Origin of the sequence: Saccharopolyspora indica (assembly GCF_027853965.1) — a bacterium.
Taxonomy (GTDB): domain Bacteria; phylum Actinomycetota; class Actinomycetes; order Mycobacteriales; family Pseudonocardiaceae; genus Saccharopolyspora; species Saccharopolyspora indica.
In genome coordinates this window covers 133029-144315 of record NZ_JAQGLB010000020.1, presented here as the reverse complement: position 1 = coordinate 144315, position 11287 = coordinate 133029, and the positions used below count along the sequence as shown (strand labels likewise).

Annotated in this window: 11 protein-coding genes and 1 rRNA gene; all 12 read right to left on the bottom strand. The window is 71.3% G+C overall.

The features are described from left to right. A 16S ribosomal RNA gene (locus OU416_RS32370) occupies positions 1–95 on the bottom strand; the annotation flags it as partial. 606 nt (positions 96–701) lie between these two features. Then, on the bottom strand, positions 702–1976 hold the full coding sequence (tyrS, locus tag OU416_RS32365) for a tyrosine--tRNA ligase (RefSeq protein ID WP_270930860.1): 1275 nt from the start codon (positions 1974–1976) through the stop codon (positions 702–704). Between the two features lie 33 nt (positions 1977–2009). Continuing rightward, positions 2010–2633 (bottom strand): DNA-3-methyladenine glycosylase, encoded by a 624-nt coding sequence (locus OU416_RS32360; protein ID WP_270930859.1) that lies wholly within the window; start codon positions 2631–2633, stop codon positions 2010–2012. 34 nt (positions 2634–2667) lie between these two features. Beyond that, positions 2668–4089, bottom strand: coding sequence for an argininosuccinate lyase (gene argH / locus OU416_RS32355; RefSeq protein ID WP_270930858.1), 1422 nt, complete (start codon positions 4087–4089; stop codon positions 2668–2670). 80 nt (positions 4090–4169) lie between these two features. Then, entirely contained in the window at positions 4170–5135 is a 966-nt protein-coding gene (locus OU416_RS32350) for an argininosuccinate synthase domain-containing protein (RefSeq protein WP_270930857.1), read from the bottom strand. A gap of 11 nt (positions 5136–5146) precedes the next feature. Further along, positions 5147–5656: an arginine repressor gene (locus OU416_RS32345; protein ID WP_270930856.1), complete on the bottom strand. Its 510-nt coding sequence runs from the start codon at positions 5654–5656 to the stop codon at positions 5147–5149. Further along, positions 5653–6579, bottom strand: a complete 927-nt coding sequence (gene argF, locus OU416_RS32340) for an ornithine carbamoyltransferase (protein WP_270930855.1) — start codon at positions 6577–6579, stop codon at positions 5653–5655. The genes OU416_RS32345 and argF overlap by 4 nt, the downstream gene beginning before the upstream one ends. Then, positions 6579–7763, bottom strand: a complete 1185-nt coding sequence (locus OU416_RS32335; RefSeq protein WP_270930854.1) for an acetylornithine transaminase — start codon at positions 7761–7763, stop codon at positions 6579–6581. Before OU416_RS32335 ends, argF begins: the two co-directional genes overlap by 1 nt. Next, positions 7760–8674, bottom strand: a complete 915-nt coding sequence (gene argB, locus OU416_RS32330; protein ID WP_270930853.1) for an acetylglutamate kinase — start codon at positions 8672–8674, stop codon at positions 7760–7762. Before argB ends, OU416_RS32335 begins: the two co-directional genes overlap by 4 nt. Next, positions 8671–9831 carry a bifunctional glutamate N-acetyltransferase/amino-acid acetyltransferase ArgJ gene (gene argJ, locus OU416_RS32325; protein WP_270930852.1) on the bottom strand — a complete coding sequence of 387 codons (1161 nt, stop codon included), beginning with the start codon at positions 9829–9831 and terminating at the stop codon, positions 8671–8673. The genes argB and argJ overlap by 4 nt, the downstream gene beginning before the upstream one ends. Beyond that, positions 9828–10235: an ACT domain-containing protein gene (locus tag OU416_RS32320; protein ID WP_270930851.1), complete on the bottom strand. Its 408-nt coding sequence runs from the start codon at positions 10233–10235 to the stop codon at positions 9828–9830. The genes argJ and OU416_RS32320 overlap by 4 nt, the downstream gene beginning before the upstream one ends. Beyond that, on the bottom strand, positions 10232–11260 hold the full coding sequence (argC, locus tag OU416_RS32315; RefSeq protein ID WP_270930850.1) for an N-acetyl-gamma-glutamyl-phosphate reductase: 1029 nt from the start codon (positions 11258–11260) through the stop codon (positions 10232–10234). Before argC ends, OU416_RS32320 begins: the two co-directional genes overlap by 4 nt. Positions 11261–11287 lie beyond the last annotated feature (27 nt).

The following is an 11287-nucleotide window of genomic DNA, read 5'->3' as shown; positions in this document are numbered from 1 at the left end:
ACTCATCCACACCCGAAAGTGCTTCAGCGTTCGACTTGCATGTGTTAAGCACGCCGCCAGCGTTCGTCCTGAGCCAGGATCAAACTCTCCAACAATGCTGTTGAACAATCCCAGCAGACACTCAAACCCCAAAGGGCGAGCGTCATACTCAAAGAAACCACCAACCAAAACACAATGTGTTTGGTCGGGGGCATTAAAGAACACTAACCAAAACAGTCCGCTGTTGAGTTCTCAAAGAACACACCCACACCATCACCACCAGTCATTCAAGACCAGCAAGCTCCGGGGAGCATTTCCTCTGTTCGCTTTCTTGTGTCGGTAACTCTAGCAGGCCCATTTTCGGGCGTTTCAGGGGGGTAGCCCCTCCGTCTCACCGCTGAAATCCCGGCTCGCTATTCAACCCGACCGCAGTCAAGCGCATGTTCTTCAAAGATCTGGGTTGGGATCCGAATCCGCATCCTGGCGGGCGCACTGGCCCGCAGCCGCTTTTCCGGTTTCCCGATCGAGGCGCCCACTCTACCATCCTGAGATGGGAGCTTGGTTCGCGACCCCGCGTCAGCCCCGGCCCGGTTTTCCCGGCCCGTGTCGCGCTGACTTGAAACAAGTTACGCGCTGATCCGCACCAAGTCAAATCGGCGGGGATCAGCACCGGAAAGAAGCGAACACGCAGGTCAGCGCCCCGTTCCGGTGCTGAATCCAGGCTAGTGCACCACGCGAACGCCCGCAGTGTGACGCTTGCCACGACGCAGAACCAGCCAGCGGCCGTGGAGCAGTTCCTCCGCCGCCGGAGACCACTCCTCATCAGCGATCTTGACGTTGTTGACGTACGCGCCGCCCTCCTTGATGGTGCGTCGCGCAGCGCCCTTGCCGGTCGCCAGACCGGTCTCGACCAGCAGGTCGACCAGGTTCGGCGCGTCCGAGAGCCGGGCTTCCGCGGTCGGCACCGCGGCCATCGCCGAGTCCAGGGTCGCCTCGTCGAGCTCGGCCAGCTCTCCCCTGCCGAACAGCGCCTGGCTGGCCGCGATCACCTTCCGCGTCGCGTCCGCGCCGTGGACCAGCGTGGTCAGCTCCTCGGCGAGGCGCTTCTGCGCGGCGCGCAGCTGCGGCTTCTCCTCGGTGGTGCGCTCCAGTTCGGCGATCTCCTCGCGGCCGAGGAAGGTGAACAGGCGCAGGTACTTCGCCACGTCGGCGTCGGCCGCGTTCACGAAGTACTGGTACCAGGCGTACGGCGTCGTCATCGTCGGGTCGAGCCAGACGTTCCCGCCGCCGGTGGACTTGCCGAACTTGCGGCCCTCGGAGTCGGTGACCAGCGGCAGGGTCAGCGCGTGCGCGGCCACGCCCTGCTGCTTCCGGACCAGGTCGACGCCGGCGATGATGTTGCCCCACTGGTCCGAGCCGCCGAGCTGGAGCAGCGTGCCGTACTTGCGGTTGAGCTGCACGTAGTCGTTGGCCTGCAGCAGCATGTAGCTGAACTCGGTGTAGGAGATGCCGTCGGTCTCCAGCCGCCGCTTGACGGTGTCCCTGGCCAGCATGGTGTTCACCGAGAAGTGCTTGCCGATGTCGCGCAGGAACGCGGTGACCGGCAGGTCGGCCGTCCAGTGCGCGTTGTTCTCCATGATCGCCCCGGTCGGCGAGTCGTCGAAGTCGACGAAGGAGGACAGCTGGGCGCGGATCTTCTCGGTCCACTCCTGCACGGTGTTCTCGTCGTGCAGGTTGCGCTCACCGACGTCGCGCGGGTCGCCGATCATCCCGGTGGCGCCGCCGGCCAGCACCACCGGCCGGTGGCCGGCCTGCTGGAAGCGGCGCAGGGTCAGGATCGGGATCAGGTGTCCGGCGTGCAGGCTCGGCCCGGTCGGGTCGAAGCCGGCATAGAGGGTGAGCGGCCCCTGGTCGAGTTCCCGTCGCAGCGAGTCGAGGTCGGTGGATTGCGCGATCAGTCCGCGCCAGGTCAGCTCGTCGAGGATGTTCTCACTCACGCCTGCCAGTCTCGCTCATGCGAGCAACCGGGTTTACGCCCGGGCCCGGGGTCGGCGGCGGGTGCCGCGGCGGTAGGTGCTGACGGCCGCCGAGCCGTCCACCCAGGTCCGCCACGGCAGGTCCATGGCCGCGGCCACTCCGACGCGCGGGCCGCTGCGGACGTCGTCCTCGGCGACCTGCGCGCCGTTGACCAGCCGGACGGGTGACTCCGGGTCGGTGAGGTCGATGCCGTTGTGCTCGCGGGTGATGCCCAGCACGCCCGCCAGCCGGGCCGGACCGCTGGCCAGCTGGACGTCCTTGCGGACCGCCGGGCGCCGGGAGCGCGCGAGGTCCAGCCCGGTGGTGATCTCCCCGGCGCGGAGCAGGACCGCACCGGGGACGCCGTCGGTCAGGCACACCACGTTGATGCAGAAGTGCATCCCGTAGACGAAGTACACGTAGAGGTGACCGGCCGGGCCGAACATCACCGCGTTGCGCTCGGTGCGGCCCCGGTAGCAGTGCGACGCGGGGTCGTCCGGGCCGCGGTAGGCCTCGACCTCGACCAGGCGGACGGCGACCTCGCCCTCGGGGCTGTTCGACCGGAGCTCGCAGCCGAGCAGCCGTCGAGCCACCCACAGCGGGTCGAGGGCGAGTTCGTCGCGCGTCACCTGGCTCACGGCCTAGACAGTACCGGTCGTGTCTGAACCGTGATCACTTAGACAGCCAGTCGCGATGTTCGCGCGCTGCCGCGACCACCCGTTCGCGCTGCTCACGGACGCGGTCGGGGGCGGTGCCGCCGTGCGCGTCGCGGGAGGCGATGGAGCCTTCCACGGTGAGCACCTCGCGCACCTGCGGGGTCAGCGCCGGGTTGGCCGCCGCCAGTTCCTCGTCGGTCAGGTCTTCCAGGCCCACGCCGCGGGCTTCGGCGGTGCGCACGCACTCCCCCGACGCCTCGTGCGCCACCCGGAACGGAACGCCCTGGCGGACCAGCCACTCGGCGATGTCGGTGGCCAGGGTGAAGCCGGCGGGCGCCAGCTCGGCGAGCCGCTCGGTGTGGAAGGTCAGGGTGCCGAGCATGCCCGCCATCGCGGGCAGCAGCAGGTCGAGCTGCTCGACGGAGTCGAAGACCGGCTCCTTGTCCTCCTGCAGGTCGCGGTTGTAGGCCAGCGGTTGCGCCTTGAGCGTGGCCAGCAGGCCGCTGAGGTTGCCGATGAGCCGGCCGGACTTGCCGCGGGCGAGTTCGGCGACGTCGGGGTTCTTCTTCTGCGGCATGATCGAGCTGCCGGTGGCCCAGGCGTCGTCGAGGGTCACGTAGCCGAACTCGGCGGTGTTCCAGATGATCACCTCCTCGGCGATCCGGGAGAGGTTCACGCCGAGCATCGCCAGGCAGAACGCCGCTTCGGCGGCGAAGTCGCGGGACGCGGTGCCGTCGATGGAGTTGTCCACGGCGCCGTCGAAGCCGAGTTCGGCGGCGACGGCCTGCGGGTCGAGGCCGAGCGAGGAGCCCGCCAGCGCACCGGAGCCGTAGGGCGAGTACGCGGTGCGCGCGTCCCAGTCGCGGATGCGCGCGACGTCGCGCAGCAGCGCCTGGCAGTGCGCCAGGAGGTGGTGCGCCAGCAGCACCGGCTGGGCGTGCTGGAGGTGGGTGCGGCCGGGCAGGACGGCGTCGGGGTGGTCGGTCGCCTGGGCGACGAGGGCGTCGACGACGTCCAGGACGCCGGTGGCCACGCGGCGGTTGGCGTCGCGCAGCCACATCCGGAACAGGGTGGCGACCTGGTCGTTGCGGGAGCGGCCGGCGCGCAGCTTGCCGCCGAGTTCCGGGCCGACGCGCTCCAGCAGGCCGCGTTCGAGCGCGGTGTGCACGTCCTCGTCGTCGATCACCGGCTTGAACGCGCCGGATTCGACGTCGGCGGCCAGGACGTCGAGGCCCTGGAGCATCCGTTCGAGCTCGTCGGCGGTGAGCAGCCCGGCGTGGTGCAGCACGCGGGCGTGGGCGCGGGAGCCTGCGATGTCGTAGGGCGCCAGGCGCCAGTCGAAGTGGGTCGACAGGCTCAGCGCGGCCATCGCCTCGGCCGGGCCGGAGGCGAACCGGCCGCCCCAGAGCTTGGTGGGCTCGCTGCCTTGCTGCGTCACGGGTGTTCCTTCGGTGTGCTCGTAGTTGCGTTGCGCGGGGTGTCAATTTCGTACGAAATTGACGTTCACCCGGGTGATGGTCAATTTCGTACGAAATTGACCATCCTCCACCCTTCGGGTGGGCGGTGCGGAGCCGGTGCGGATCCCGCTCGCAGCGAGTCGTACCAGGTCGGGAGGTGCTCGGCGCGGCGGGGTTCGTCGGTGCGCCGGTCGCGGACCGACGCGCGGCCCGCGTGCAGGGCGATCCGGACCTCGCCGGAGACCTGGTGCTGCGAGTCCGCGATGAAGGCGTCCAGGGCGTCCTTGAGCGGGGAGAACCACATGCCGTCGCGGACCAGTTCGGTCCACCGCTGCCCGACGGTGCGCTTGAAGCGGGCCAGGTCCCGTTCCAGCGTCACCTCTTCCAGCTCCTGGTGCGCGGTGATCAGCGCGATCGCGCCCGGTGCGTGGTGCCGCCCGTGCCCGACGCCGTGCGCGCCGGCCCGGCGGTTGAGCTCCTGGATGGCTTGCAGCACGGTGACGGTCTCGCCGTCGATGGCCACCGGGACGCCTTCGTCGAACTTGATGGTCAGCTCTTCGGGCCATTCCGGTTCGGCGTGCCAGTCCTGCGGGGTTTCCGCGTTCCGGCCCCAGACGTTGCGACCGAGCGCGGGACCCGCTCCGCCGGGAGGGATGACCGCCAGGCGAGGAGCGAGCGCGGCGATGTCGGCTTCGCAGCCGTGCGCGACGGTTCCCGCGCCGAACTCGTCGGCGGCGGCGACGAGGTGCTTGGCGATCAGCGGCCGGGCCAGCTCCGCGACCAGCGGGTAGCGGCCCAGGTGGAGCGCGTGCGCTTGGAGCGCGGGCAGGCAGTGCTGCTCGGCGAACTCGTCGCGGGCGTCGACGACCAGCGCTTCGGCGGCCCCGTGGTCGAGGGCGCGTCGGCGGATCGCCGCCGGGTCTTCGCCGCCCTGGCCCAGGTCCACCGCGATCGCCACGACTTCCGCGTCGAGTCCCTCGAAGGCCGCCTCGTCGCCGGAGTAGGCGAGCACCACGCGCTCACTCATCTGCTCTGCTCCTACGTTCTCCCGTTGCTCTCCGCCGCATCGTCGGCACCGGCGGCCATCGCGGTGAACCGCTCGCCCAGCTCGCGGCCGGTGAGCGGTTCGCGGGCGACGATCATCACGGTGTCGTCGCCCGCGATGGACCCGACGACCTCCGGCAGCGAGGCCCGGTCGATGGCGCTGGCCAGGAACTGGGCCGCGCCCGGCGGGGTGCGCAGGACCGTCAGGTTGCCCGATCCGTCGGCGCTGACCAGCAGCTCGCCGAGCAGCCTGCTCAGCCGCGAGGTGCCGCCCTGGACGCCGCGGACGGGGCTGCCGTCCTCGGGGATGACGTAGACCGCCGCTCCCCCGTCGGCGCCGCGCAGCTTGACCGCGCCGAGCTCGTCCAGGTCCCGGGACAGGGTGGCCTGGGTGACCTCGATCCCGTCGTCGGCGAGCAGCTTGGCCAGTTCGGTCTGGCTGCGGATGCCGTTGGCCGAGACCAGTTCGACGATGCGGGCCTGCCGCGCGACTCGGCTCGTCATGGTCGTCGCACCAACCACGCCAGCAGCGCCTTCTGGGCGTGCAGCCGGTTCTCGGCCTCGTCGAACACCGCGCTGGCCGGGCCGTCGATCACCTCGTCGGTGATCTCCATGCCGCGGTGCGCGGGCAGGCAGTGCAGGACGCTGGTGTCGGCCTTGCCGGTGGCGGCCAGCAGCTCGGCGTTGACCTGGAACGGCCGGAACGGGCTGACCCGGTCCTTGCCGTCGTTCTCCTGGCCCATCGAGGTCCAGGCGTCGGTGACCAGGACGTCCGCGCCGTCCACGGCGGCCTTCGGGGTGCTGAAGAGCTCGACGGAGCCACCGGTTTCGGCGGCGCGCGCCTTGGCCGCGTCCAGCACCCAGTCCAGCGGCCGGAAGTTCTCCGGTGCGCCGATGCGCACGTGCATGCCCGCGGTGACGCCGCCGACCATCAGCGAGTGCGCCATGTTGTTGGCGCCGTCGCCGAGGTAGGTCAGGGTCAGGCCGGCGAGCTTGCCGTGCCGCTCGCGGATGGTCTGCAGGTCGGCGAGGACCTGGCAGGGGTGGAACTCGTCGGTCAGCGCGTTGATCACCGGGACGCGGGAGACCGAGGCCATCGCGTCGATGCGGGCCTGCGCGAAGGTCCGCCAGACCACGGCGTCGACGTAGCGGGACAGGACCTGCGAGGTGTCCTCGATGGTCTCCTCGCGGCCGAGCTGCATCATCCGCCCGTCCACGACGACCGGGTGGCCGCCGAGCTGGGCGATGCCGACCTCGAAGGACAGCCGGGTGCGGGTGGAGTTCTTCTCGAACAGCACCGCGACGGCCTTGGGGCCGGCGAGCGCGTCGGAGCCGAGCGGGTCGGCCTTGAGCTGGTCGGCGAGGTCGAGGACCTCGGCCTGCTCCGCGGGGGTGAGGTCGTCGTCGCGGAGGAAGTGGCGGGGCATCAGTCGTTCTCCTTGGCAGCGTCGAGCAGCGCGGGCAGGGCGGCGAGCAGCCGCTGCACCTGCTCGGAGCGCACGATCAGCGGTGGGGCGAGCCGGATGGCGTCCGGCTGGATGGGGTTGAGCAGGAATCCGGCGTCCTGCCCGGCGGCGGCGATCTTGGCCGAGACCGGTTCGGTCAGGCCCACGCCGATCAGCAGGCCTTCGCCGCGCACTTCGCCGATCAGCGGGTGGTCGAGCTGCCGCAGGCCGGTGGCGAGTTCCGCGCCGACCTTGACGACGTGGTCGAGCAGCCCGTCCTCGGCGATGGTGTCCAGGACCGCGAGCGCGGCCGCGCAGACCACCGGGTTGCCGCCGAAGGTGGTGCCGTGCTGGCCGGGGTGCAGCAGGTCGCCCGCGGCGCCGATGCCGATGCAGGCGCCGATGGGCAGGCCGCCGCCGAGGCCCTTGGCCAGGGTGATCACGTCGGGCACGATGCCGGTGCGCTGGAAGGCGAACCAGGAGCCGGTGCGGCCGATGCCGGTCTGCACCTCGTCGAGCACGAGCAGCGCGCCGGTGCGGGCGGTGATCTCGCGGGCCGCCCGCAGGTAGCCCTCGGGCGGGGCGATGACGCCGTTCTCGCCCTGGATCGGTTCCAGGAACACCGCGGCGGTGTTGTCGTCCACTTCGGACTCCAGCGCGGCGGCGTCGCCGTAGGGCACGTGCACCACGCCGGGCGGCAGCGGTTCGAACGGCTGCTGCTTGGCGGGCTGGCCGGTGAGCGCGAGCGCGCCCATGGTGCGGCCGTGGAACCCGCCGTGCGTGGCAACGATCTTGGCCCGGCCGGTGAGCCGCGCGATCTTGAACGCGGCTTCGTTGGCCTCGGCACCGGAGTTGCAGAACAGCACGCGACCCGGCGCACCCACCAGCTCCAGCAGCCGCTCGGCCAGCGCGAGCCCCTGTTCGTGCACGTAGAGGTTGGAGACGTGGCCGAGCTTGCCGACCTGCTCGGAGACCGCGCGCACGATGGCGGGGTGCCCGTGGCCGAGCGCGTTGACCGCGATCCCGCTCAGGAAGTCGAGGTAGGTCTTGCCGTCGGCGTCGGTGACCTCGGCGCCCGAGCCGCTGACCAGGGTCAGCTTCGGGGTGCCGTAGTTGTCCATCATGGACGCTTGCCAGCGCTGCGCGCCCGCCACGTTGCCGGTCATGAGTTCTCCTCGGTGTTCTGCGCCGGCAGCACCATGGTGCCGATGCCGGCGCTGGTGAAGACCTCCAGCAGCACGGAGTGCGCGAGGCGTCCGTCGATGACGTGCGCCCGCGGGACCCCGCCGCGCACCGCGCGCAGGCACGCCTCCATCTTGGGGACCATGCCCGAGGCCAGGTTCGGCAGCAGTTCCGCGAGCTGGTCGACGTCGAGCCGGGACACCAGCGACGAGCGGTCCGGCCAGTCGGTGTAGAGGCCTTCGACGTCGGTGAGCACCACCAGCTTCTCGGCGCCGAGCGCCACGGCCAGCGCGCCGGCGGCGGTGTCGGCGTTGACGTTGTGCACCACGCCGTCGACGTCGGGCGCGACGGTGGAGACCACCGGGATGCGACCGGCGTTGATCAGGTCGAGCACCGCGTCGGGGTTGACCGAGACCACGTCGCCGACCAGGCCGACGTCGACCGCCTCGCCGTCGACGGTGGCGGTGCGCCGCTCGGCGGTGAACAGCCGGGCGTCCTCGCCGGACATGCCGACCGCGTGCGGGCCGTGCTGGTTGATCAGGCCGACGAGCTCGCGCCCGACCTGGCCGACCAGCACCATCCGCACCACGTCCATGGTTTCCGGGGAGGTCACCCGCAGGCCGCCGCGGAACTCGCCCTGCATGCCGAGGCGGTCGAGCATCGAGGTGATCTGCGGGCCGCCGCCGTGCACCACGACCGGGTGCAGCCCGGCCAGGCGCAGGAACACCATGTCGGTGGCGAAGGCCTGCTTGAGCTCGTCGTCGACCATCGCGTTGCCGCCGTACTTGACCACGATGGTGGCGCCGTGGAAGCGCTGCAGCCACGGGAGTGCTTCGACCAGGACGCTGGCCTTCTCCGCGGCGGTGGCCAGCCGGTCGGTGGTTTCCGGAGTCATGAGGAGTAGGCGCTGTTCTCTTCGACGTAGGCGTGGGACAGGTCGGTGGTCAGGATGGTCGCGGCGTGCTCGCCGAGGTGCAGGTCCACCACGATCTCGACCTCGCGGCCGGACAGGTCGGCCTCGCTGCGGTCGCGGGCCTTGGTGCCCGCGGCGTAGAGGGTGACGCCGTTGGTGGCGATCTCCAGCCGGTCGACGTCGATCTCGGCGTCCACCCGGCCGAGCGCCATCGCGATGCGGCCCCAGTTCGGGTCGGAGCCGAAGATCGCGGTCTTGACCAGGTTGTCCTCGGCGATGGTGCGGCCGATGGCGACCGCGTCGGCTTCGCTGACCGCGCCGCGCACGGTGATGTCGATGGTCTTGGTGGCGCCCTCGGCGTCGTCCTGCAGCTGCCGGACGAGGTCGGTGCAGACGGTGGTCAGCAGCGCGGTGAAGTCCTCTTTGGACACCTCGACGCCGGAGGCGCCGGAGGCCAGCACCAGCACGGTGTCGTTGGTGGAGGTGCCGCCGTCGACGTCGAGCCGGTCGAAGGTGACGCGGGTGGCCGCGCGCAGCGCGTCGTCCAGGTCGTCGCCGCTGATCACCGCGTCGGTGGTGAGGACGCTGAGCATGGTGGCCAGGTTCGGCGCGAGCATCCCGGCGCCCTTGGCGAAGCCGCCGATCGACCAGCCCGCGTCGTGCTGCCCGAAGGCCTGCTTGGGCTTGGTGTCGGTGGTGAGCACCGCGGTGGCCGCGTCGAGACCGGCCTGCGCGCCGCCCGCGAGCGCTCCGTTCGCGGTGTCCACGCCGGGCAGCAGCGCGTCCATCGGCAGCCGCTCGCCGATCAGGCCGGTCGAGCAGACCGCCACCTCGATGGCGCCGGCGCCGAGCACGTCGGCGACCTTCTCCGCGGTGGCGTGGGTGTCCTGGAAGCCCTCGGGTCCGGTGCAGGCGTTGGCGCAGCCGGAGTTGAGCACCACGGCCCGCAGCTTGTGCTCCTTGAGCACCTGCTGCGACCACAGCACGGGCGCGGCCTTGACCTTGTTGGTGGTGAACACCCCGGCCGCGGTCTGCTGCGGTCCGTCGTTGACGACGAGCGCGAGATCGCGCTTGCCACCGGCCTTGATCCCGGCGGCCACCCCGGCCGCCCGGAAACCGGCAGGTCCGGTCACGCTCATGTGCTCTCCTCGGTCATCTCGACGACGTGCCCGGCCGCGGTGAGCGCGGCCGCGGCCTTCCCGGCGGCGTCGGCCGGGACCAGGATCCAGTCGGTGTCGAAGGTGGACAGGGTGAAGACGCTGATCCCGGCGTCGGCCAGCGGCACCAGCAGCGCGGCCAGGACTCCGGTCAGCGCGAAGTCCAGCGGGCCCTGCACCTCCAGCGCCCGGAACGGGCCTTCCACCCGCACGTCGCGGCCGGCTTCGGCGGCCAGCGAGTGCGGGAAGACGATGGTGCGGCCCGCGCTGGTGGTCAGGCTGCCGTGGATCGGCGCGTTGCCGCCGGTCAGCGCCAGGTTGGCGTGCGCGGGCACCATGCCGACGGCCAGCAGCTCGTCGTGCAGGCGGAGCGAGAGACCGGTCACGGGGCCACTCCGACCGTCGGCAGGCCGGTGATCTCGGGCAGCCCGACCGCGAGGTTCATGCACTGCACGGCTCCGCCCGCGGTGCCCTTGGTCAGGTTGTCCTCGGCGGCGACGACGATCAGCCGGTCGGCGTCGGGGTCCACGGCCAGCTGGAGGTGGACGGTGTTCGCGCCGAGCGTGGCCGAGGTCTGCGGCCACTGCCCCTCGGGGAGCACGTGCACGAACGGCTCGTCGCCGTAGGCCTCGAGGTAGGCCTCGCGCGCGGAGTCGGCGCTGACGCCCTCGCGCAGCGCGGCGCTGCAGGTGGCGAGGATGCCGCGCGCCATCGGCGCCAGGACGGGCGTGAACGAGACCTTCACCGGTTCGCCCGCGGCGGCGCTGAGGTTCTGGATGAACTCCGGGGTGTGCCGGTGCGCGCCGCCGACGCCGTAGACGCTGGCGGAGCCCATGACCTCGGCGGAGAGCAGGTGCGGCTTGAGCGCGCGACCAGCGCCGGAGGTGCCGGTGACCGCGACGACGACCGCTTCGGGCTCGACGAGACCGGCGGCCAGCGCAGGCGCGAGCGCCAGCGAGGACACCGTGGGGAAGCACCCGGCGACGGCGACGCGCTTGGCGCCGCGCAGGCGCTCGCGCGCGCCGGGCAGTTCGGGAACGCCGTAGGGCCAGGTGCCCGGGTGCTCGCCGCCGTACCAGCGGGACCAGTCCTCGGGATCGTTGAGCCGGTGGTCGGCACCGCAGTCGATCACCACGGTGTCCTCGCCGAGCTCGGCGGCGATCGCGGCGGAGTGCCCGTGCGGCAGCGCGAGGAAGACGACGTCGTGCCCGGCGAGCTCGGCGGCCGTGGTCTCGACCAGGACCCGGTCGGCCAGCGGCAGCAGGTTCGGGTGGTGCTGCCCGAGCGCGCTCCCGGCGTTGCCGCCCGCGGTCAACGCACCGATCTCCACCTCGGGGTGCGAGAGCAGCAGGCGGAGCAGCTCCCCACCCGCGTAGCCACTGGCACCGGCAACAGCCACTCGAACCGTCATGCGGATGATTATGCACCCTCATGCAAT

What these genes read in the sequence shown, in the direction of transcription:
- OU416_RS32350 (WP_270930857.1), bottom strand. Translation starts at nt 5,135, where the DNA reads ATGAGTGAGCGCGTGGTGCTCGCCTACTCCGGCGACGAGGCGGCCTTC.
- OU416_RS32345 (WP_270930856.1), bottom strand. Translation starts at nt 5,656, where the DNA reads ATGACGAGCCGAGTCGCGCGGCAGGCCCGCATCGTCGAACTGGTCTCG.
- argF (WP_270930855.1), bottom strand. Translation starts at nt 6,579, where the DNA reads ATGCCCCGCCACTTCCTCCGCGACGACGACCTCACCCCCGCGGAGCAG.
- OU416_RS32335 (WP_270930854.1), bottom strand. Translation starts at nt 7,763, where the DNA reads ATGACCGGCAACGTGGCGGGCGCGCAGCGCTGGCAAGCGTCCATGATG.
- argB (WP_270930853.1), bottom strand. Translation starts at nt 8,674, where the DNA reads ATGACTCCGGAAACCACCGACCGGCTGGCCACCGCCGCGGAGAAGGCC.
- argJ (WP_270930852.1), bottom strand. Translation starts at nt 9,831, where the DNA reads ATGAGCGTGACCGGACCTGCCGGTTTCCGGGCGGCCGGGGTGGCCGCC.
- argC (WP_270930850.1), bottom strand. Translation starts at nt 11,260, where the DNA reads ATGACGGTTCGAGTGGCTGTTGCCGGTGCCAGTGGCTACGCGGGTGGG.